21 protein-coding genes and 1 tRNA gene are annotated in these 20,329 nt (G+C 59.3%); 10 read left to right on the top strand and 12 right to left on the bottom strand.

Going from position 1 to position 20,329, the window contains the following annotated elements; all coding sequences use genetic code 11:
- Window positions 1–12: 12 nt before the first annotated feature.
- From coxB to LPW11_RS16740, 3 genes are all read right to left on the bottom strand, one after another.
- Entirely contained in the window at window positions 13–960 is a 948-nt protein-coding gene (coxB, locus tag LPW11_RS16730) for a cytochrome c oxidase subunit II (RefSeq protein ID WP_230995017.1), read from the bottom strand.
- 72 nt (window positions 961–1,032) lie between these two features.
- Window positions 1,033–1,860 (bottom strand): SCO family protein, encoded by an 828-nt coding sequence (locus LPW11_RS16735; protein ID WP_230995018.1) that lies wholly within the window; start codon window positions 1,858–1,860, stop codon window positions 1,033–1,035.
- Between the two features lie 23 nt (window positions 1,861–1,883).
- Complete coding sequence (locus tag LPW11_RS16740; RefSeq protein ID WP_230995019.1) at window positions 1,884–2,246, bottom strand: cupin domain-containing protein; 363 nt, start codon at window positions 2,244–2,246, stop codon at window positions 1,884–1,886.
- Window positions 2,247–2,504: 258 nt separating this feature from the next.
- On the opposite strand from LPW11_RS16740, the gene LPW11_RS16745 reads away from it, so the two are divergent.
- Window positions 2,505–2,581 (top strand) — tRNA-Met (locus LPW11_RS16745).
- A 2,053-nt stretch (window positions 2,582–4,634) separates the two neighbouring features.
- Here LPW11_RS16745 and LPW11_RS16750 read toward each other — a convergent pair.
- From LPW11_RS16750 to LPW11_RS16760, 3 genes are all read right to left on the bottom strand, one after another.
- A complete protein-coding gene (locus LPW11_RS16750; protein WP_230995020.1) occupies window positions 4,635–5,240 on the bottom strand; it encodes an HD domain-containing protein in 606 nt (201 codons plus the stop codon).
- Window positions 5,241–5,335: 95 nt separating this feature from the next.
- The gene (locus tag LPW11_RS16755) at window positions 5,336–5,935 is read right to left on the bottom strand and encodes a hypothetical protein (RefSeq protein ID WP_230995021.1); all 600 of its coding nucleotides are present in this window, start codon (window positions 5,933–5,935) and stop codon (window positions 5,336–5,338) included.
- Between the two features lie 115 nt (window positions 5,936–6,050).
- Window positions 6,051–6,353, bottom strand: coding sequence for a putative signal transducing protein (locus LPW11_RS16760; RefSeq protein ID WP_230995022.1), 303 nt, complete (start codon window positions 6,351–6,353; stop codon window positions 6,051–6,053).
- Window positions 6,354–6,670: 317 nt separating this feature from the next.
- On the opposite strand from LPW11_RS16760, the gene LPW11_RS16765 reads away from it, so the two are divergent.
- Window positions 6,671–8,044, top strand: a complete 1,374-nt coding sequence (locus LPW11_RS16765) for a phospholipase D-like domain-containing protein (protein ID WP_230995023.1) — start codon at window positions 6,671–6,673, stop codon at window positions 8,042–8,044.
- Window positions 8,045–8,451: 407 nt separating this feature from the next.
- On the top strand, window positions 8,452–8,847 hold the full coding sequence (locus LPW11_RS16770) for a DUF6632 domain-containing protein (protein ID WP_230995024.1): 396 nt from the start codon (window positions 8,452–8,454) through the stop codon (window positions 8,845–8,847).
- Window positions 8,848–8,907: 60 nt separating this feature from the next.
- On the opposite strand, the gene LPW11_RS16775 is transcribed toward LPW11_RS16770, so the two are convergent.
- From LPW11_RS16775 to LPW11_RS16795, 5 genes are all read right to left on the bottom strand, one after another.
- Window positions 8,908–9,654 carry a 3-oxoacyl-ACP reductase family protein gene (locus tag LPW11_RS16775; protein ID WP_230995025.1) on the bottom strand — a complete coding sequence of 249 codons (747 nt, stop codon included), beginning with the start codon at window positions 9,652–9,654 and terminating at the stop codon, window positions 8,908–8,910.
- A 210-nt stretch (window positions 9,655–9,864) separates the two neighbouring features.
- On the bottom strand, window positions 9,865–11,070 hold the full coding sequence (locus LPW11_RS16780) for a benzoate/H(+) symporter BenE family transporter (RefSeq protein ID WP_230995026.1): 1,206 nt from the start codon (window positions 11,068–11,070) through the stop codon (window positions 9,865–9,867).
- A 166-nt stretch (window positions 11,071–11,236) separates the two neighbouring features.
- Entirely contained in the window at window positions 11,237–11,626 is a 390-nt protein-coding gene (locus tag LPW11_RS16785; RefSeq protein WP_230995027.1) for a hypothetical protein, read from the bottom strand.
- Window positions 11,627–11,646: 20 nt separating this feature from the next.
- Window positions 11,647–12,060, bottom strand: a complete 414-nt coding sequence (locus LPW11_RS16790; protein WP_230995028.1) for a fasciclin domain-containing protein — start codon at window positions 12,058–12,060, stop codon at window positions 11,647–11,649.
- 35 nt (window positions 12,061–12,095) lie between these two features.
- Entirely contained in the window at window positions 12,096–12,656 is a 561-nt protein-coding gene (locus LPW11_RS16795) for an Ig domain-containing protein (RefSeq protein WP_230995029.1), read from the bottom strand.
- Between the two features lie 201 nt (window positions 12,657–12,857).
- Between LPW11_RS16795 and LPW11_RS16800 the strand changes: the two genes are divergently transcribed.
- Window positions 12,858–13,811 (top strand): HD-GYP domain-containing protein, encoded by a 954-nt coding sequence (locus LPW11_RS16800; RefSeq protein WP_230995030.1) that lies wholly within the window; start codon window positions 12,858–12,860, stop codon window positions 13,809–13,811.
- A 107-nt stretch (window positions 13,812–13,918) separates the two neighbouring features.
- Here LPW11_RS16800 and LPW11_RS16805 read toward each other — a convergent pair whose 3' ends face one another.
- Window positions 13,919–14,188 carry a CopG family ribbon-helix-helix protein gene (locus LPW11_RS16805; RefSeq protein ID WP_230995031.1) on the bottom strand — a complete coding sequence of 90 codons (270 nt, stop codon included), beginning with the start codon at window positions 14,186–14,188 and terminating at the stop codon, window positions 13,919–13,921.
- 248 nt (window positions 14,189–14,436) lie between these two features.
- Between LPW11_RS16805 and LPW11_RS16810 the strand changes: the two genes are divergently transcribed.
- The 6 genes from LPW11_RS16810 (at window position 14,437) to LPW11_RS16835 (ending at window position 19,821) form a co-directional block, all read left to right on the top strand.
- A complete protein-coding gene (locus tag LPW11_RS16810) occupies window positions 14,437–15,429 on the top strand; it encodes an AAA family ATPase (RefSeq protein ID WP_230995032.1) in 993 nt (330 codons plus the stop codon).
- A 2-nt stretch (window positions 15,430–15,431) separates the two neighbouring features.
- A complete protein-coding gene (locus LPW11_RS16815; protein ID WP_230995033.1) occupies window positions 15,432–16,355 on the top strand; it encodes a DUF58 domain-containing protein in 924 nt (307 codons plus the stop codon).
- A gap of 1 nt (window position 16,356) precedes the next feature.
- Window positions 16,357–16,959 (top strand): hypothetical protein, encoded by a 603-nt coding sequence (locus tag LPW11_RS16820; RefSeq protein ID WP_230995034.1) that lies wholly within the window; start codon window positions 16,357–16,359, stop codon window positions 16,957–16,959.
- Entirely contained in the window at window positions 16,946–17,944 is a 999-nt protein-coding gene (locus tag LPW11_RS16825) for a VWA domain-containing protein (RefSeq protein WP_230995035.1), read from the top strand. Before LPW11_RS16820 ends, LPW11_RS16825 begins: the two co-directional genes overlap by 14 nt.
- Before the next feature lie 273 nt (window positions 17,945–18,217).
- Window positions 18,218–19,018, top strand: a complete 801-nt coding sequence (locus LPW11_RS16830) for a VWA domain-containing protein (protein WP_230995036.1) — start codon at window positions 18,218–18,220, stop codon at window positions 19,016–19,018.
- The gene (locus LPW11_RS16835; protein ID WP_230995037.1) at window positions 19,015–19,821 is read left to right on the top strand and encodes a hypothetical protein; all 807 of its coding nucleotides are present in this window, start codon (window positions 19,015–19,017) and stop codon (window positions 19,819–19,821) included. Before LPW11_RS16830 ends, LPW11_RS16835 begins: the two co-directional genes overlap by 4 nt.
- Window positions 19,822–20,329 lie beyond the last annotated feature (508 nt).

Raw genomic sequence — 20,329 nt, forward strand, 5'->3', positions numbered from 1 at the left:
GAAGCCCGCGGTTTACTTCAGCGTCTTCAGATAGGCGATGACGGCCGAGATATCATCCGGTTTCAGCGTCGCCTTGAAGCTCGGCATGATCGGCTGGAACCCCTTCACGACCTTCGCGTTCGGATCCACGAGCGATTCCCTCAGGTACTCCTCGTCGGCGGTGACCGTCTTGCCGTCGGCAAGCTCGACCTTCCTGCCGAAGACCCCCTTCAGTGTCGGTCCCACCTTAGCCATCCCGTCAATGGAGTGGCAGCCGAGACAGCCGGCGTGCTCGACAGCTTCCTCCCCCTTCTTCTCCGGCGGCTGGGTCGCCTGGGCAGCCGCCTCCTGCGCCTCGTGCGCCTGCCACTGCGCGTACTCCTGATCGCTCATGATGATGAGCGTGCCGCGCATGAGGGAATGGCCGCTGCCGCAGTACTGCGAGCAGTAGATGTCGAACTTCCCCGTCTGCTTCGGTAGGATCCACAGGTAGGTGTAGCGACCCGGGAGCACGTCCTGCTTCTGCCGGTAGGCGGGGATGAACATGCCGTGGAGGACGTCGGTGGAGGTCATCACCAGCTTCACCGGTTTCCCCACCGGTAGGCGCAGTTCGTTGAGGGACGTGTGTCCGTTCGGGTACTTGAAGTTCCAGGAGAACTGGGACGCGGAGAGCTGAATCTCCGTGGCGCCGGGGATCGGAGTCCTCATCTTTACGAAGACGATGAAGCCGTAGGCAAAGATCGCCACCAGCAGGAGGGAAGGGACGATCACCCAGATGATCTCGAGGATGGTGTGACCGCTGATGTACGGAGTCTCCTCCACGACCCCCTTTCTCCGGCGGTACTTGAGGGCGAAGTAGATCAAAAGCCCCTGGGTAAGGACGAAGAAAAAGGCGCAGATGATGGTGATGAACACGAAAACCGCGTCCACGTCATGGGCTGCCAGTGAGGCTTCGCTGTAAAGGGAGCTTAGGTCCGGCATGCTGTCCCCCCCGGTTGATAGTCTCTATCGCTGACACCGGTCCGGCTCCCGCGCGGCGGGAGAGGGCCTGCCTCATGTTTGAGGACTGTTTTTTTCCTTTTGCCAAAGAACAGCCAGCAGCATCCCCAGCATGACGAGAACGCCGATCATGGCCACCAGCATGATGCGGGTGGCTATAAGCTCGTACTTTTTACCGACAGGGTCGTAGTGAAAGCAGAAAAGAAGGGCCTGGTTCAATATCTGCGAGCCGCCGATCTTGCCGTCGGAGGCCTCCAGAAGGGCGATCTTCAGGTCGCGCGGCTTCACGTCCACCGTGTAGAGGTAGCGGGAGATCGTGCCGTCCGGGGTGAGGATCACCATGATGCTCGGGTGGGCGAACTCGTGCCCCACCCGCATGTAGCGCATGCCCACGCTCTTTGCGAGGCGATCTATCTCCGGCTGCTGCCCGAGCAGGAAGCTCCACTTCTGCCCGGCGTCGGCCCCCCCCCCGAGCATCCCGTACGTCATTGATGCCTTGTGGGTGGCAGCTGCCGTCGTCTCCTCCGGGTCGATGCTTACGGTAACGATGCGGTAATCCTTGCCGAGGGAAAGCCCCTTCATCCCGTGGATTGTATCGACGAGGTTGCGGAAGATGAGGGGGCAGAGGGTGGGGCAGGAATAGTAGTTGAGGGTGAGGATGACCGGGGTGCCGGTAAAATAGTTCGCGAGCGTTACCTTCTTCCCCGTCTGATCGACAAAGGGAAGATTGAGCGGGACGTGGGAAGCGAGATGCTCGTCGACCCCGACAGAATCGAAGACGATGTCCTGCGGGTCGCGCGCCTGTGCGGTGTGGGTGGAGAGAGTGAGAAGCAGTGCCGCGACCAGAGCGGCGCCAATTTTTGCCCAGCCAGCTTTACACATGGCACTTGCTCCGTCTTTGTCGTTCACTCCTTCGGCTTCGCGTAATCGAGCATCCCCTGGAAGTCGACGATCACCACCGGCTCGTCTCCCACCACCCAGGCGTCGTGCCCCTCCGGCAGAAGTGAGACACCTCCGGCCTTGCAGAGGAACTCCCTGCCGTCGTCCATAATCACCATCAGCGTGCCGGCGAGATGGTACTGGAAGTGCGGAGCCTCGCAGCTCTTCGTCTGCACGATCGGCTGGACGCAGGTCGACCACTTCCACCCCGGTTCCAGCGTGAGCCGCCCGACGGTGACGTCACCGAGGGTAATGAGGTCGAGCCTCCCCTTCGGAAAGGTGCGGACCTCATCAGGATTCACAAAGCTCTTCATCTCGGCCTTCAGCATGACCAGACTCCGTTAAATGGTGCGGCTTTTCGCGCACAGAACTGTAATTCCATAAGAGATTCTAATATCTACCGGATCAAAAGCAAGGCGGGGCGGTGGAGTCGGGCGCAACGCTGGCGGGGTATGTGATGGGGGTACAGCTCAGTTCATGTCGGGGCAGAGTCAGTGTGTGGTGGGGGGAGAAAGTATAAAAGTAGCAGCAGTGATTTTAATAGTTGACGCAGCCGGAAAGGGTATGGTAAAAGGTTTGTCTCACGACGCGGGGTGGAGCAGTCCGGTAGCTCGTCGGGCTCATAACCCGAAGGTCAGAGGTTCAAATCCTCTCCCCGCAACCAAACAAACACAAAGGGATCAACCATCACGGTTGATCCCTTTTTTGCTTTCTTTGTATCACCATTGTGCACGCTTGGGGGGCCTACAGGTGCGAGTCCCCCCCTTTCCTTCAACACGTCAAAGGTGTCTGTCCCCCTCAGCCCTCTCTTCTTATCGACGTCCTCCCTAGCTGCTGCAGAAACTTATGAAGTTATGGACGTCCCCCTGTCCTCTGTGGCGTCACGAAAAGGCCCAGAATCTTGGCCGCGAAGGGAAGAGCGATAAGGATATCGCTGAATACCTCGGGCATGGCCGAGAGGGCGTCACAAAACATTACAAGTAATAGGTGAACGGGGCTTGCCCGTCGCTGCCATCGGCAGCGGTGGGCGAGCCCCGTTTTTTTTTGCGTGTCGGATGCCAGGCTAGCCCCATGGCTGTTGATCGTCTGAGCATGAGCCGTTCAAGAAGGAGGTGCGGTTGTAATAGACTTTTAAAAAATTTGCAATTGTGGTATGCACCTCCGACCAAGGTCGCCAAATCGCAATTTGCTGGCGAGCCCATGAATTGCTCAGTAAGCGTTGGGCAGCCATTAAAAGGAAAGGGGGTCAAGATCGACGATGACCAAAAGCCGGTATGTCGCAGTGCAGATCGGGATCATCATGCTTCCGCCTTTCCTTGCGGCACTGTGCCTTCACGTCAATCACTACATCACCAGCCCCATCGAAGAGTTTGCGGTGTTAGTGGCTTTGCTTTTATGGCTGCTCTTAGTGCACTTCTCGGCTTAACTGATGCCACCTGTTCCGGCATTTTCATAGTGACGTATGCTGCGTCGGCAGTTTATCTCTTTTCGAGATGCTATTGGAGCCAGGAGCGACGCAACAATATCGCAATCGGAATTAACCTAGCCCATTGTATGGTCTGTAGCTTTTGGCTTTTTTTGGCTGACTCTCGCAATGCAATAGCCGGGCGCCGTCAACATCCTTTTTGAGAAGGGAAAGAATGCATAACAACTTATGAATAAGGTACTCAGAAAAAGTACGTTGCATCTTCGGAGGTGGATGCTCACTGTTCCTGGAGGGGGGCTTCTTATAATGGCAACGTTGCATCGACTCCAGCTAAATGTAACGAGTCCAGAGCCATATACTTCCAGCCTTCTGATTCCAGCTGAAGTAGTTTTGCTACTAGTCATATTTATATTCATGTTAGCTAAACTTGTCGAAGGAATTTCGTTTCTTTTCAAAAGACAGTGGATGAACCTTTCGATTTGCTTTTCAGATTTTGTGATTGGTGGGGTCTGCACGTATGGAGCTATGTGGATCGATTCGCCAACTCTTATATTTATGACTTAGTGAGAATGAATCCACTCATGGCCTACGTTAATTGGGTTCTAAACCGGAAAGTGGACAAAGAGATGGCAAAACAAGATAATCATATCTGCACTCAATGCCTCTACAGGGGAGGACCGAGAGTCAGCTTTGGCCGGCTTTTGGTGGAGTTCTTCACGAACCTGATCTTCTTCACTGATGTCGCCTTTTTCCACAAGGTGTGGCATTGTCCAAAGTGCGGCGGGCATTCAATGGTTCTTGTCGAGACGGAGGCCGGTCAGAATGCTTTGGCGTCCCTGGCACAAAGAGGTAGAGGGATACCAAGACCGAGTGACCGAGAATTGCTGCATAGGTAACGATATGCTGTTTGGCATTTGTGCGCCTTTGATGATTGCGAGTCTTGTCAGTTCCGCTAGAGACCCCTCGGGCGTGCCCTGTACCCTAACCCGTACCCTATGACCTTGCAAAGATGGTAAACATGTGTTACTTAGGAAGCCGTCGGAAGCTGGCTAACCTGTTGGATTGGCAGCAAGTCGCTGATTTTCTTGGGGTGGGGTAGGGGCGGGAGGTTGCGCTCATAACCCGAAGGTCAGAGGTTCAAATCCTCTCCCCGCAGCCATAAGAAATCAAGGGGTTATCCGTTAAGGGTAACCCCTTTTTTCGTGTCGTGTGCACCAGGGTGTGTCCGCGCCTCCCATGTCTACCATCTGACCATGCTTGCACGTTCCGATCAGGGCGAGACCTACTCCTGTCAGCCTTCAGGTCCGAACCATCCCTTTTCGCGCTCCACATTGAGGCGGGAAAGCAGATACTCCCACAGCGGAGGACAGCCCGCCTTGATCGGCGGACCGATGCGATTTACCACTCTTTCGTAACTGATATCGTTTTCGCGCCAGCTTTGTCCGTTTTGAGCCAGATTGAGTAGAGCCGGAATGGCACGATCCACGGCGTTCGCGAAAACGGCCTCTGCCGTTTCAGCCTGCTCGAACTCCAGCCAAAGGTCCAGAAATTTCGAGCTTTGCGGTTCCGGCATAATGCCGAAGATTCTTTTAGCCGCAGCGAGTTCTGCAGCTTTACGCTCTTCCCAGCCGTCTGTCGCATAGACAAGGGTATCCCCTGTGTCGATCTCTCCTATGTCGTGGACTAGCAGCATGGCGATCACTCTGTTCATGTCGATGGTCGGGCCGGCGTACCGCGCAAGAGACATTGCGAGCAGAGCAATCTGCCAACTGTGCTCCGCCGAGTTTTCGTAGCGGTCGAGCCCCAGCGGGCGGTTTTTGCGAGTTACGCTCTTTAGCTTGTCCACCTCAAGTATAAAATCCACGATCTGCGTCATCGCTTCGGTTACAAAGTGCATTGTACTTCTCCTGATGAAGTTATAGAAAGCAGAGGAGTCGAGTCTCGATTTTGACTCCGCTCTGGCGTTATGACATTATCGGGAGGATAGGACAATTACTTAATATAACTGCTTATTTTTCTCTGGAGCGCGTGCCACTTTGCGCGGGCACGCTTTGAGGCGGGCGGTTGTTCCTGACCCGACTCATTCTGGAGCGTCAGCCCCTTCCGAACCCTCGCGTAAAAGGTTTCATAGCAATATGGGGCTTCTTCCGAATTATTCGGCCGTTTTTTTACCAGAGCAAGCACACCGTCTGCTGGCGGCTCTCGATGCTTGGTGCCGCATAGAGGTACCGGTCCAAATTTGTCCGGAATCCCTTCAGGTCCTTCGCTTAGAAAAAAATCTGTACGTAGGAACCTTCCCCCCTCTAACTCAAATGATCCCGAAGACTGATTAAAGCGATCATATAATAAGATTTTGTTTTCATCTGGATAGAACGGCTTGCTGCACTGTATGATCGTGGTGCCGCTCGACTTACTGTAGGCCACGAGAACCGACGCACCAACACATGGCGCATCTATAACCTTCGGTTTGATAACGTTAAAAAAGCAGATATCAGCGGAGCACTCCGGTGCAGTAACACTATCGTCGGCTTTGACTGCGTTGGCAGCAAGGGACAAAAGGGCTATGGCGTGAAGACTGAAGACACGCAACACACTTTCCTCCTACTTGTTGTAGCAGGGCGAGTTAAGGCTTATTACGCTCGCTGGAGTCGGGCAATCTGCGTAAGCAGTTAGGCTTATCCCCCTACATTTCCACCTTCTTCGCTCCTCACGGCCGCCCTTTTCCGCACTTCCAGCACTCGGAGAATTGCCCCTCCAGCTCTTCGCCGCAGGAGGGGCATCGCCACGGTGCCAGATCTTTCTCTGCCATCGCCTCTTCTACTATGCTCCGTGCCCGAGCATAATCCTCGTCGTCCACGCACAGTTGTGGCCAGCATTCTATCGGCGGGATCTCCCCCATCCCGGCGTAGAGGTACTGGTTCCTCACCCAGCAGTTGATCCCTTCCCCTTCGATAATGCTCTGGATCACGCTGACCAGCGAAATGTTCTGCGCGCTGTAGATTACTTTCATCTCTTCTCCGGATCTCTCTTATTGGTGGACCTGCGCCAGGTCCTCGTGAAGGCACTCCTATTGTAGCGAAAAGGGCACGTGTTCTGCCACTGCTCGTTCAGTTTGTAAAGCGCGTGAGGCCCTTTCTTGAAAAGTCCCATACGCACGTAGTTTCCTCATCGGCTCCAGCTGTTCCCTCAACTGAGCCGTCACCCGAACGACGCCAGAAGAGAAGTCCTCCCGCACTGTGACAAAACCCTTCTCCCTTGCAGGCATAACTCACGACACGACAGGAAGTTCGCCCGCAGATAGTTTACAATTCAGATATGGTGACTTACATGACTACATTTAGGTCGATTATCGCAACTGCCATTGTCAGTTACAGTGCTGGTTGCGCTACGTTGCCGGACGCGTCCAAGATCACCGACCACGCTCCCGCACAAGCCGCTCCGAAGATCCTCACCTCCAAAAGGATGTTGTCCCGCGAACAGAGCAGAGCTCTCATGGAACGGCTGCAGAAGGGGGCGAAGCCGACTGATCTGCTGCAGCGCCACAATGCCGTGCTGGAGATGGTGAGCGGCCACCCCCTCACCGCCGGGAACAAGGTCACGCTCCTCATCGACGGCAGATCCACCTATGCGGCCATGTTCAAGGCAATGGAGAGTGCCCGGGAGACCATCAACGTAGAGACCTTCAAGATCGACGACGACGAGATTTCGCGCGCCTTTGCCAATGTCTTCCTGAAGAAGCAGTCCCAGGGAGTGCAGGTCAATTTCATGTACGACAGCATGGGGAGCATCACTACTCCCGCTTCCTTCTTCGACCGGCTCCGGCAGGCGGGAATCAACGTGGTCGCGGTCCACCCGCTCGGTGCGGAAAATGGAGAGAATGTTCCGACGGTGCATGCCGATCACCGAAAACTGCTGGTTGTGGACGGGAGGGTGGCGATAACGGGAGGGATCAATATCAGCCGGGTGTATGCGAGCACCCCTTTCAAGAAGAAGCAGGAAAAGAGGCCGTCGGTGCCTTGGCGTGACACTGACATTCAGCTCGAGGGGCCGGTCGTGGCACAGTTTCAGAAGGAATTTCTGGAAATGTGGGCAAACCAGCAAGGTTCCCCTCTAGCGGGGAGGAATTACTTCCCGAAGCTCAAGAAAGAGGGGGATGACCTTGTCCGGGCGATCTCCAGCACCCCCGGAGAAAACAATCGCATCAACTACATTTCCTACATTGCAGCACTCGCTTTTGCAGAGCATTCCATACATCTCACCAATGCCTATTTCGTTCCGGACCGGCGCACTCTGGAGGCTTTGGCCGACGCTGCGAAGCGCGGGGTGGACGTAAAGATCGTGCTCCCTTCAGTGAGCGACTCGAAGGTGGCGCTCCACGCGATGCGATACAACTACGAGTACCTGCTGAAGGCGGGGGTGAAGCTGTACGAGAGGCAAAGGGCGCTGCTCCATTCAAAGACGGCCGTCATCGACGGCGTGTGGTCAACCGTCGGCTCCACCAACATGGACCCAATGAGCCTGTCGCAGAACTACGAGATCAACGCAGTGATTATCGGGCGTGAATTCGCACTGGAAATGGGAAAGATGTTTGCGGCCGACCTGTCGGAATCGGAACAGGTCACCCTGGCAAAGTGGAAGAAAAGATCCCTCTCGCAGAAGACGAAGGAGTTCTTCGCCCACCTGCTCTCCCCGATCATGTAGCAGCGCTCCATTCCAGCACCCCCGGCTTTCAGCCGCAACCCTCCTCATCAAGAAAATCCCTGCCGCTTCTCAGCTTCACGGTGCGCCGAGAAGTTTCCACCGAGGCCCCTCCAACTGGAGACTGGACACCATCCTGCGCAGCGTCAGACTTTACACAGGAGTACCTGCACGGTCGCCATCGTCACTGCCTGTGGTGGCGCTTGCAGCACAACCATAAGCTGGCCTTGCGCTATGGTGGCTGCGCCGCGTATCTTGTCGACGTTTTGTGACAGCTTGGGATTCCGGCGTAGGCTCGTGTGGACCGCCGGGAACGCCTCCGGCTTATCCCGGCCTACAGATATGCTGTAAGGCCAATGGAGGCCGGAATAAGCACAACGATCTGGGACGAAACAACGGGGGAGACTGTCATGGAAGGTTCATCGGATAGAGAGGTTCAACGCCTGAAGGCTCTGCGCATCGCGCTTCTCATCCTCGGGGGGATATTTCTGCTGGTCGGGCCGCTCATGCTGGTGTGGCCTTTCGGGTGGCGCTGGGCGCCGCACCAGGCTTTTTACGAGCAGATGATGGTGGGGATCTACTTCACGCTCGGCATCTTCCTCATTCGCGCATCCAGAAATCCGCTGGAGCACCTGAGCCTCATCTGGTTCACCGTATGGTCCAGCGTCGTGCACGGGGCAATCATGGCGGCACAGGCCCTTTCGGGGCCCGAGCATCATGCTCATCTTGTCGCGGATGTGCCGGCTCTCCTTGTGGTGGCGGCTATACTCGGCTTCCTCACCCCACGCGATCGGGGCAACGTCTGATTACCTGTGCGGCACGGCTGCGTGACGGTCAACCCTGCCTCCATGAAGGGAGACTCCGGCTCAGGCGGTGAAACCGCCGTCGATAGAGATCCCTGCTCCGGTGATGTAGGCGGCTTCCGGGCTTGCCAGAAAGGCGACCACTCCCGCGACTTCCTCGGCGGTTCCGTAGCGGGGGAGTGCCAGCACGTGCTCGAGAAGCATCTTTCCAAATTCGGTACCGGCGGAATTCATCTCCGTCTCGATCGGACCGGGGTGCACGTTGTTGACGGTGATCCCTCGCAGCGCGAGGTCGCGCGCCAGCCCTTTCACCAACCCCACAAGCGCAGACTTGCTCATGGCGTAGGCCGCGCCCCCCGTGAAAGGGACGCGTTCGGCGTTGCAGCTCGCGATGTTGATGATCCGCCCACCGCTTTGCATGTGCTTCACCGCGGCCTGAATGGCGACGAAGGTGGCGCGGACGTTCACGGCAAAGGAGCGGTCGAAATCCTCCAGTCGCAACTCCTCGACAGGCGCGATTACGGCTATTCCGGCGTTGTTGACCAGTATGTCCATCCCCCCGAATTCCCGCACGGTTCTCTCCACGGCGGCGATGACCGCCTCCGCGTCGGCGCTGTCGGCCCTGAGGGCAAAGGAATTCACTCCGAAGGCGCGTGCTGCCTGTGTCACTTCCTTCGCCTGGTCCCCTCTGCTGATGTAGGTAAAGGCGACATCTGCCCCCTCACTGGCAAGACGTCTCACGATGGCCGCTCCGATTCCGCGGCTGCCGCCAGTAACCAGCGCCCGTTTCTTTTCGAGTCGACCGTTCATCCTTTTCTCCTTCCTCCCGTTCCATCCGGGAATGCGGCGCGTGAATCGTTTCCGCAGAGGAGAAAGATCTCCCGTTTTGCAGCGCGCCACCTAAATGATACTTCAACAAGAAGGAGTGTCAGTCCGTGAGTGTGTCTACACGATCGGTGCTACGGCAGGGGTGACATCGGAGAAGCGGTGGGAGAGGGTGATAGGTTCGGGACTCTTTCTTCAGGCACTTTCACCGACCGTCTCGCCCGCCTCCACCTTCTCAAGGAGCGGTTTCCGGTACACCAGCGTCGCCACGATCCCGGCGACGATTCCCCAGAAAGCAGCGCCGATACCGAAGAGGGTGAGACCGGAGGCCGTCACCAGAAAGGTGATCACCGCGGGCTCCCGATCCTTTTCGCTCTGCAGGGCGGCTGCGAGACCGTTGCCGATGGTGCCGAGGAGCGCGAGGCCGGCGAGGGCGACGATCATCTCGTGCGGGAACATGGCAAAGAGGGCGGCGACGGATGCCCCGAAGAGACCGACGACCAGGTAGAAGATCCCAGCGGCGACCGCCGCCATGTACCGCTTGTCCGGATCGTGGTGAGCTTCGCGCCCCATGGTGATAGCGGCGGTGATAGCGGCTAGATTTATCGCGTACGCCCCAAAGGGCGCCAGAAGGAGAGAGGAGGCGCCGGTCCAGGTGATGAGCGGCGAGATCGGAGGACGGTAGCCGAAGGTCCGGATTGTCGCCACTCCCGGCACATTCTGCGACGCCATCGTCACCATGAAGAGGGGGATGGCCACACTGGCGATGGCGGAAAAGGAAAAGTCGGGCATCGTGAATAGCGGCAGTGCAAGGCGCATCGGCACCCCCTCCAGATGCAGCCTTCCCTGTAAGAGCGACAGGAGTGTCCCGGTGATGAGGACGAGGGGGACGGCGGCCCGCGGCGAGCAGCGCCTGGCGACAAGGTATGCCGCAAACATGGAGCCGACGAGAATGGGCTGGGTCTGCATGGAGGAGAATGCCTGCAACCCGAATCTCAGGAGGACCCCGGCCAGCATCGCCGCTCCGAGGGTCAGGGGGATGCGCTGCATCGCCCGCTCGAACCAGCCGGTGACGCCGGATAGCACGATGAGCGCGGAGCAGACGATGAATGCACCGATCGCCTGGCGCATCGATACGCCGGCAACGCTCGTGACCAGCATGGCGGCACCAGGTGTCGACCAGGCGGTGAGGACGGGGACGCGGTAGCGCAGCGAGAGGACGATGGTGGTGGCGCCCATGGCAAGGCAGAGGGAGAGGATCCAGGAGGCGATCTCATCGGGGTTGGCGCCGAGGGCCTGTGCGGCCTGGAAGACGATGACGGCGGAGCTGGTGAAGGCGACGACGACCGCGACAAAACCGGCAACGACGGCGGAAAAAGAGAGATCTTTTAGTGGTCTCAACAGGTACTCCTGAATTTTGATTCCTCAACACATTGCCGGGATGAAGAAGAAGGTGAGGTGCTTCTACAGGGGGGGCGCCCCTCCCTTGCGAGAGGGGGCTAAGGTTTCCATAAATGGCATAGGGAGTCAAACAATTTGAGGGGTCTCGCGAAAGGAGGGTAAAGGATCACAGCCAGCGCTGCACCGCCTCGGCGCTGTCGCTCGGCATGGTGTTGAAGCAGATCTTGGCCTCCGGGGCGCAGGCGTGTACCACGTTTATCAGCCTCTCGAAGAGAAGGAGATTTCGCGGGATCGCCCGTATTCCTGCCCCTATCAGCACACAGTGGTACCGTTTTCTCTCCAGGCGGTCCCTGACCGTCGCCTCGGCCGTCTCCCCGAAGTCCGTCAGACAAAGCTCTACTTCGAGTCCGAGCTCGGAGAGCTTTTCCTCCGACTCCTTCAGACCCGCCATGACCTTCTCAGCAGTCAGTCCGGGAAACGCCGCGTACTCAGGTGAGGAGAAGTCGATCAGCGACGGGTCGATGCCGACCAGCAGGACTTTCTTCCGATCAGACATTACTACCTCCGTCCTCTCCGTCAGTCGTACCACCCGGAGAACTGCGGGAGGAAGACGTTGTCGATGATGTGGATGACGCCGTTTGAGCATTCGATGTCAGTCATTACATAACGGGCGTTGTCCACCTCCTGCTCTCCCTCCTCCAGCTGAATGGTAAGGGACTTGCCGCTCATGGTCCCGAGCTCCAGTTTCTGCGCTATCTCGCAGGCGGGGCACTTGTCCGGCACGATGTGGTAGTGGAGGAGTGAAAGGAGATAGTCGGGATCGGCGGTGATGCTATCGAGTTGCACCCTCTGAAAGGCGTCGTCATCGGGGGCAAAGAAGGTAAAAGGGCCGGCACCCTTCAGTGTCTCGGTCAGTTCGGTCTTGTGCAGCAGTGAGAGGATCGTGCCGAATCGGCCGCTTTCCTGCAGCGTCTCAATGATGTCTTTCATGCTGATGTCTCCTCTGGGGCTTGCGTCCATCCTCCTCACAGCGAGGCGATGACGACGTTGTCTGCAGTCTCTGTTGCGTCCGACGGGACGGCCAGTACCGCTCCTGGTGAAGTGATAAGTCTGCCGTTGTGTCCGGTTACTGTGATGCTGTTGCCATTTGCTGTGATGGTGGTTCCGGGAGGTACCATGATGGAATCGTTACTCCTCAATGTTGCGGTCTGCCCGGCGGCGAGGGCGCCCGGAAGGGCCATGACAATGGTGAGCTCCTGTGTTGCCGTCAGGGGAGGAGTGGTGGAGTCCGATAGCTGTACGGTGAAGGTTGAGGTCCCCGCGGTTGTGGGAGTACCGGAGATGACGCCGGCGGTGCTTAGTGACAACCCCGCTGGGATGTCTCCGCTGCTGACGGTCCAGGTATAGGGAGAGGTACCGCCGGTCGCGACAAGGGATTGGCTGTATGGCGTCCCCACCGTCCCTGCAGCGAGCGATTTTGTGGATATCGATACGGATGAGGTGCTGACCTCGTTGCTGGGGAACCATTCCACCCCGCATGCCACAAGGGTCGCCAGGAAGAATGCGCCCGCAAGGATCTTATTCACAATCCCCCTCCCGCTATGAAGGATTTCCACCACATCGCCCGCAAAAAGAGTAACCGAAGTTGGCATTGTAGCAAGATGGTCCCTCCCGGGAGGCAATGCACCCTCTACGGAATTTTCCGACTGAAGTTTTGGTAGACGCTGCCGATGAGGGTGGTGCAACGGAACCTGCCACACTCATAATCAGGAAAGGTAGTAGACACGATGAAAGACCATTTCTGGCGCGCCATTAGCACCGACAGCATCGATACCGATTATTTCCCCGCCATTCCGCTCTTTATGAAAACCTCGGGCAACTATGTTCTTTACAAGGACGCCGAGAGGCAGTTCACCACCGCCGACCGCAGCCGGATGGAGAGGACCGGCACGCAGTTCATGTACGTGAGGGCCGGCGACATGCAGGAAATCTCCAAGTACCTGGAGGAAAAACTGAAGGACGCACTCTCCCGCGACGACATCGACAGTGACAGGAAGGCGGCGATTCTCTACCAGACCTCCATCAACTATGTCATCGACGTCTTCGAGGACCCGGAGGAGGCCTCCAACCTCGACCGCAGCCGCACCCTGGTCAATCATCTCATGGCTTTCGTCGCCACCGATGCAGCCGCACTCCGTTCGATTGGCAGCATAGTGAACCACAACTTCTATATTTTCGCCCACAGCGCACAGGTCGCCGCGCTGAACCTGCTGGCGCACGACGTTCTTTTCAACGTCGACCCGGATGAGCTCACAGACGTGGGGGTCGGCTCCCTGCTGCACGATTTCGGGATGACCTCCCTCACCGGAGACCTGGCCCGCAAGGCCGACTCCCTTGCCGACATCGAGTACTACAAGTTGAAAAGGCATGCCCAGCAGGGGTACGAGGACCTCAAAGCCACCAATGTGTACGGTGATGTCGCTCTGACCGTCGTGCGGCACCACCACGAGCGGTACGATGGCGACGGCTACCCCGCGGGGCTGAAGGGGAACAACATCCCGCGCAGCGCGCAGCTCTCCGCCCTTTGCGACACCTACAGCTCCCTTACGCTCGGAAAGGTGAAAGGGCAGACGAAGTCCCACGACGAAGCGGTGAAGCTGATGCTTCAGGAGTCGGGAAAGGGGTTCAACCCGGAGCTTTTGTCCCGCTTTGTGGAGTTGGTGAATGCTCGGAAGGAATAAGGGAAGAGTGCGCCCGCGCTAACGCCGACTCGGCAGCCACAATACAGAAAGCCTCCGTGAGCATGGTTCCCGGAGGCTTTCTTTGCTTCTGATATGGATGAACTTCTTCAATGGAGTCGGGCTTGGCCCTCAGCCATTTGATCTGCACCTTTTGCTTCCCACCGCTTTAGTAATTCCGCGTGCGGCATGACACGGCCATCCTCGATCTCTTTAACTCCTTCCTCAATCTCCCTTAGCTGCCACTCGTTCTGATCAAGGTATTGCTGGATAGCGGCTTCGACCAAAGCGGATTTGGAGCGCTTCGTGCTGCGAGCCATTTGTTCCAGCCGGTCGTTTATACTCGGCTCGATCTTCAGATTGATCGATGCAGACCTCATCGGCTATACCTCCAACGTAACATTCCTGAAGCAATGTATCACATGCAGACGCTTCTCAACAGCTTGTTTCGGCCGCCGGATGGGTCTGCTCTTTAAGCTGGTTCACCCGTAATATTCTCCCTATGGTGAACGATTTAAAATTAGCACACTCTCCTCGTTTCCCTTGTTTTAAAAAATCTTTTGGTGTAGAAGTTATAGCCTTGAGCTAACCCTGATATGCGTTATGCCGTTTCTGTTGGGGAGGGAGGATGGCCGGCAGCATCGAGTGTCTCACCGAGCGGGTGCAGCAGGAGGGGGAGTTCCTCCGGCGGGTCATCGCTGCCCTCGAGACCGTCATCGTGGGGCAGCGTCCCCTTATCGAGCGGATACTCGTCGCGCTCCTCGCCAACGGCCACCTCCTCATCGAGGGGGTGCCGGGACTTGCCAAGACGACGGTGGTAAAGACCCTCGCCAGCCTCATCGACGCCCGCTTCAACCGCATCCAGTTTACCCCCGATCTCCTCCCCGCCGACCTTGTCGGTACCCTTGTCTACAACCCTCAGCATGGCACCTTCAGCACAAAGAAGGGGCCGATCTTTGCCAACATCCTCCTTGCCGACGAAGTGAACCGCGCCCCCGCGAAGGTGCACAGCGCCCTTCTCGAGGCGATGGAGGAGCGCCAGGTCACCATCGGCGAGGAGTCGTTCCCGCTGACAGAGCCGTTTTTGGTCATGGCGACGCAGAACCCTATCGAGCAGGAAGGGACCTACCCCCTCCCCGAGGCGCAGATGGACCGCTTCATGCTGAAGGTGCGCCTCGATTACCCGAGCCGGGAGGACGAACGCGAGATCATGCAGCGCGCGGCGCGGACGCACCGCCCTCCACCTTTGGGTCCCCTTATCGATCCTGCCGACATAGTCCGCGCCCGTTCGCTGGTGGATGCCGTCTACCTCGACCACAAGATAGAGAAGTACATCCTCGACCTCGTCTTTGCCACCCGTGACCCCGCCGGTCATGGATTCCCCGATCTGAAGCGTTTCATCGCCTATGGCGCCTCTCCGCGAGCGAGCATTTATCTCACCGTCGCGTCCCGCGCCGTCGCCTTGATCCGCGGGCGCGGCTACGTGATCCCCCAGGACATCAAGGAAATCGGGCCGGACATCCTCCGGCACCGCATCATCACCACTTACGAGGCGGACGCGGAGGGGGTCTCCGTGGAGACGATTGTGGCGCGGCTCTTTGCCGAGACGGAGGTTCCCTGATCATGCTCCGGCACGCTCTGCAAAAAGACGGCGCAGGGGTGTCGCAGCCTGGCGGCTGGTCCAGGGCAGAGATCCGCCGGCTGCAGATACTTTCCTCACGTCTGGCCAGCGGGATCTTTGCCGGGGAGTACCAGAGTGTCTTTCGCGGCCGCGGCATCGAGTTCGAGGAGGTGCGGGAGTACCAGCCGGGAGACGACGTGCGCACCATCGACTGGAACGTCACCGCCCGTGCCGGCCGCCCATTCGTGAAGCGGTTTGCCGAGGAGCGGGAGATGACGGTCATGCTCCTCCTGGACCGCTCCCCCTCCCTCGACTGCCCGTCCCCTCGCGGTTCCAAAAGCAGGACCGCAGCGGAGGTTTGTGCGCTCCTTGCCTTCGCGGCGGCGCGCAGCAACGACAGGGTCGGTCTCCTGACCTGCACCGACCGTATCGAAGAATTTATCCCCCCCGGAAAAGGGGCCCGCCACGCCGAACGCATCGTTGCCGCCTTCACCTCCACACCGCCCGCCGGGAGAGGGACAGATCTGGGCGCGGCGCTGCAGTACCTCGACCGCGTCACCAGGCGCGCCGCCACCGTCTGTATCATCTCCGACTTCCTCTCTCCGGCTTTCCGGCATCCGCTCACTGCTGCTGCCCGCCGTCACGACGTCGTGGCGATCGCCGTCACCGACAGCCACGACCGGGATCTCCCGGGCGTCGGGCTCTTTGACGTGACCGACCCTGAGAGTGGGGCGCGCACGATAATCGATGGCACTTCCACGGCCGTGCGGGATGCCTACCAGAGGGGGGCGCGAGCCCGGCAACGCGAGTTGCGCGAGACTTTCGCCGCGGCCGGCGTCACCTCTCTGGAGGTGGAGACCGGAGTCCCGCCTCTGCATGCACTTGCCCATTTTTTCAGGACCCGGCAGCGTTGGGGAAGGGGGTAACGTGGCGGCCTCTCGCGTTCTCCTGGTGATCCTCGCCGTCGCGCTGCTGGTGCAGACCTCTCCTGCGGCTGCCTCTGTTCCCCCCGGGGGCGCGGACCTGGCAGCGGACTCGATCCGGGACATCCGGTCGTCCGCTCCCGGTCCGACGCTCCCTCCCTTTACCCTTACCGCTGCTGGGCTTCTTGCCTGCGCCACCCTCACGCTCTTTCGCCGACGGCTGCGCCAGCAGAAGAAGACGGTTGTGCTGCCAGAGGCAACGGAGCGGGACCCCAGTGGAGTGGTGGAGGAACTCGCGGCGCAGTACCGGCTGGGAGAGGTGGACCGGACAGAGCTGTGCAGGCGAATTGCCGAGATCTTCCGTGAGGGGGTGGCGGTCAGAAGCGGCGTGCCGGCGGAGTGCCTGACGACGCAGGAGCTTCTGGACCAGCCTGGCGTGCGCACGGTACTTGGCCCGGAGCATGCGGCGGCCCGTGAACTCCTTGCGCTGTGCGACCGGGTGAAATTTGCAAATCATCGTGCGGAAGCGGTGGAACTAGATGGAGCTCTCGAAACTGCCCGGCGGCTCGTGACGAACCTCGCGGAGGGGCGGCATGAGGTTCCATGATCCCCACATCCTCTTCATCCTTCTTCTCCTTTTCCCTCTGACCCTCTTGCTCCGCCATCGAGCAAAAAATGCAGAGGCATTCCCTCTCCCGGCCGCTCTCAGCGGGGAGCACCTGCCGCAGACTGTACGCAGCCGCCTCGCCCGCGTCCTTCCGTACCTGCGCCTGCTTCCCCTTGCTCTTGCCATCGTCGCGCTCGCCCGTCCACAGGGGATCGAGCGGGAGGGGAAGGTCCGCACCGAGGGGGTGGACCTGGTGGTGGCGCTCGATCTTTCCAGCAGCATGCTCGCGCAAGACCTCTCCGGCAGGGGTATGGGGGAGAACCGCCTCGTCATGGCGAAGAAGGTAGTGACGGATTTCATCCGCGGCCGCGCCGGTGACCGCATCGCGCTCGTCGCCTTTGCGGCGAGGGCGTACCCGGCGGCTCCGCTGACCCTCGACCACGAGTGGTTGCAAAGGGCGGTCGGCCGCCTCGACACCGCTTCGGTAGAAGACGGGACCGCGCTGGGAGATGGAATCGCCTGTGCACTGAACCGGTTCCGGAATGCCGGGACGCGCAGCCGTGCCGTCATCGTTGTGACCGATGGCCGCAGCAACGCCGGGAGCGTCTCCCCGCGAGAGGCGGCGGCAGCGGCAAAGGCGCTGGGAATACGGGTCCACACGGTGGGGATGGGGGCGAAGGGCGCGGTGGTGATTCCCGTTCCTTCGCCGCTGGGGGGGACGACGTACACGGAGATCGACGCCGATCTCGACGAGTCGACGCTTCGGGAGGTGGCAGCCGGGAGCGGCGGGAGCTTTTTCCGTGCCGACGACAGCCGTGTCCTCCGCCGCGTCTTTGCCGAGATAGACCGTCTGGAGAAGCGACCTGTCGAGGAGAAGGTCTTTTTCAGTTACAGCGAATGGTTTCCTCCGTTGCTGGTCGCGGCCCTGGCGCTGCTGTGTCTCGAGGTTTCCTTGAAGTGCACCGTACTGCGGAGGGTTCTGTAAATGGAGTGGGGCGCGCCGGCATATCTGTGGCTGGCGGCTGCGGCTATCCCGCTGGCAGCCCTCGTCGCCGCGGGAGCAAGGCGAAGCCGGCTGGAGCTGAAAAATCTCTATCCTACACGGGGCCCCGTCCGGCCGAAAGGAGCTTCCCGTCCATCTCCCTCCCTTTCAAGGGGAGGGTCGGGGTGGGGATGGGGTTCGTCGGCATCTCCGGGATCTCTCGACCTACATCTAGATGGGAGAGGAGTTGCGATTGCGCGCGGCGCGATTTTCTCCATGGCTGTCGTTCTCATTATCGCCGCGCTCTGCCGTCCCCAGTGGGGGGCGGTCGCCGAGACTCGTCAGGCAAAGGGGATCGACATCGTCATCGCCCTCGATGTCTCGCGGAGCATGGGCGCCGACGACGCCGTCCCCACCCGCCTCGCCGCGGCCAAGGAAGCCGTGGCCGATCTTGTGGCTGGATTGATTGGCGACCGCATCGGGCTCATCGCCTTTGCCGGAAGCGCCTTCACCGTCTGCCCCCTCACCAGCGACTACGCCCTTTTCAACTCCGTCCTCTCCGACGCGGGACCCGGCACCATCCCCCTCGGCGGGACCTCTCTCGCCGCCGCGCTGGAGGAGGCGGCTCGCGCCTTTCCACCGAGGGAAGGGGGAGGGCGGGTCCTTGTTGTCATCAGCGACGGCGAGGATCACGGCCCGGATCCCGCTGCCGCTGCGGCCCGGCTGCGGCAGGAAGGGATCCTCATCTGCCCCGTCGCCGTCGGCAGTTTGCAGGGGGGGCTCATTCCCGAAGAAAAGGGGACCTTTCACAAGGACCGGCGGGGGATGGTGGTGAAGAGTCGCCTGGAGCCCGCTTCATTGCAGAGGATTGCCGCTGCCGGTGGCGGAAAGGTAGTGGAGCTTGAAAAGGGGGCTCGGCAACTGGCAGCGCTGTACCGCACCGAGCTATCCTCGCTGGAGCAAAAGACTTCGGCAACGACTCGTCAGCGCATCCGCGAGCGGTTCCAGATACCGCTGACGCTCGCGGTGGGGCTTCTTGCGGCGGAGCCGCTGCTGGGGTTCAGGAGGCGAAGATGACCCGGCGGATCAGGATTTCCATCGGGTGTTTGATTATGCTCGCTCTCCTCGCCATGCTGCTGCGCTACGATCTGGCGCTGCACTTCTGGGCTCAGGCCCGGGAAGAACTGCGAAAGGGGCACTTCCTCTCCGCGCTGGAGCTGCTGCACCGGGCCGAGAAGTGGATCGTCCCGCCGAAAGCCGTTTCCTTCGATGCCGGAGTCGCCCTGTACAGGCTGGAAAGATTTGAGGAGGCACGGAAACGATTCGCGGATGCTGCTGCGTCAGCCGCGGATGGCCAGGCGAAGGGGACAGCCCTTTACAACAAGGGAAATTGCGACTATCAGCTGGCCACAAAGCTTGTGGTAAAGGACCAGCAGGGTGGGCGGCGTCTCTACGCGGAGGCGGAGGCTGCCTACCGTGAGGCGGCAGCTCTTGCTCCGGGGCTTGGCGATGCACGCCATAACCTGGCGGTAGTGCGAAAGAGGCTGGCCCGAATCACAAGTGCAGCGGAAAAGGCGGGAGAGACGCCTCGTCCTGAGAGAGAGAGGAAAGGTTCTGACGCCACCGGAAGGGGGGGAGCGACAGGAAAGAGAAAGACAGGCGAGGGCGAGACGGAAAAGGTTGATCCGGCAGAGAGAGGCGCTGCCACCTACGGGAAGAAGGCAGAGGGGCAAAGCAGAGGGCGTGGCAAGAGGTCACGCAATCTGACGCCGCAGCAAGCGGAGCAGATGCTTTCCGAGGCCCGCGGCCGCGAGGGGATGCAAGGTGTAGTGGCAGGGAAAGGGGGAGGCCTGTCCCGACCCACGGAAAAGGATTGGTAGGCGTGGCTGGGTATCTCAAAATAGGCTCCTGGAATTTGGTGGAACCCACAGTATTTTTCACGAAGCGCTGGAGGAGCCCTCGCGTCCCCCCCTTTGCGAAGGGGGGACAGGGGGGATTTGACTTGGCCAGCACCGTCCTGCAAAGTCGCAACTGCTGTGGTCTCAAACAATTTCTTTGATTCCACTTTGCAAAAAACTGGTGGTGCCAATGTCGTTGATCTTCAGAGTGCCGCAGCACCGGGGTTCGACGACCGAGATGTACTGTTAAACGGGCTGCGGTTCTGGAGGAGACTTGAAGATCAAATCCCCCCTGTCCCCCCTTCGCAAAGGGGGGAACGTTGGGCCTTCTGCACTGCTTCGTGCCAATGGACCCACGCTCCCCAGGAATTCCCGGATGAACTTTCGTAAAGGGGGGGACGTAATAGCCTCGCCTACTCCTTTGATAGCACACTCATCCGGTTTTCCACGTATTTCCCGGACGAATCTAGCAAACGCGTGGATCGCTATC

Origin of the sequence: Geomonas sp. RF6 (assembly GCF_021044625.1) — a bacterium.
Lineage (GTDB): Bacteria > Desulfobacterota > Desulfuromonadia > Geobacterales > Geobacteraceae > RF6.

Excerpts from the sequence above, each read along its gene's own strand:
- LPW11_RS16775 (WP_230995025.1), bottom strand. The coding sequence starts at position 9,654 with ATGAACGGTCGACTCGAAAAGAAACGGGCGCTGGTTACTGGCGGCAGC.
- LPW11_RS16735 (WP_230995018.1), bottom strand. The coding sequence starts at position 1,860 with ATGTGTAAAGCTGGCTGGGCAAAAATTGGCGCCGCTCTGGTCGCGGCA.
- LPW11_RS16740 (WP_230995019.1), bottom strand. The coding sequence starts at position 2,246 with ATGCTGAAGGCCGAGATGAAGAGCTTTGTGAATCCTGATGAGGTCCGC.
- LPW11_RS16825 (WP_230995035.1), top strand. The coding sequence starts at position 16,946 with ATGAGGTTCCATGATCCCCACATCCTCTTCATCCTTCTTCTCCTTTTC.
- LPW11_RS16835 (WP_230995037.1), top strand. The coding sequence starts at position 19,015 with ATGACCCGGCGGATCAGGATTTCCATCGGGTGTTTGATTATGCTCGCT.
- LPW11_RS16770 (WP_230995024.1), top strand. The coding sequence starts at position 8,452 with ATGGAAGGTTCATCGGATAGAGAGGTTCAACGCCTGAAGGCTCTGCGC.
- coxB (WP_230995017.1), bottom strand. The coding sequence starts at position 960 with ATGCCGGACCTAAGCTCCCTTTACAGCGAAGCCTCACTGGCAGCCCAT.
- LPW11_RS16785 (WP_230995027.1), bottom strand. The coding sequence starts at position 11,626 with ATGTCTGATCGGAAGAAAGTCCTGCTGGTCGGCATCGACCCGTCGCTG.
- LPW11_RS16765 (WP_230995023.1), top strand. The coding sequence starts at position 6,671 with ATGACTACATTTAGGTCGATTATCGCAACTGCCATTGTCAGTTACAGT.
- LPW11_RS16750 (WP_230995020.1), bottom strand. The coding sequence starts at position 5,240 with ATGCACTTTGTAACCGAAGCGATGACGCAGATCGTGGATTTTATACTT.
- LPW11_RS16830 (WP_230995036.1), top strand. The coding sequence starts at position 18,218 with ATGGCTGTCGTTCTCATTATCGCCGCGCTCTGCCGTCCCCAGTGGGGG.
- LPW11_RS16800 (WP_230995030.1), top strand. The coding sequence starts at position 12,858 with ATGAAAGACCATTTCTGGCGCGCCATTAGCACCGACAGCATCGATACC.
- LPW11_RS16805 (WP_230995031.1), bottom strand. The coding sequence starts at position 14,188 with ATGAGGTCTGCATCGATCAATCTGAAGATCGAGCCGAGTATAAACGAC.
- LPW11_RS16790 (WP_230995028.1), bottom strand. The coding sequence starts at position 12,060 with ATGAAAGACATCATTGAGACGCTGCAGGAAAGCGGCCGATTCGGCACG.
- LPW11_RS16760 (WP_230995022.1), bottom strand. The coding sequence starts at position 6,353 with ATGAAAGTAATCTACAGCGCGCAGAACATTTCGCTGGTCAGCGTGATC.
- LPW11_RS16815 (WP_230995033.1), top strand. The coding sequence starts at position 15,432 with ATGCTCCGGCACGCTCTGCAAAAAGACGGCGCAGGGGTGTCGCAGCCT.
- LPW11_RS16810 (WP_230995032.1), top strand. The coding sequence starts at position 14,437 with ATGGCCGGCAGCATCGAGTGTCTCACCGAGCGGGTGCAGCAGGAGGGG.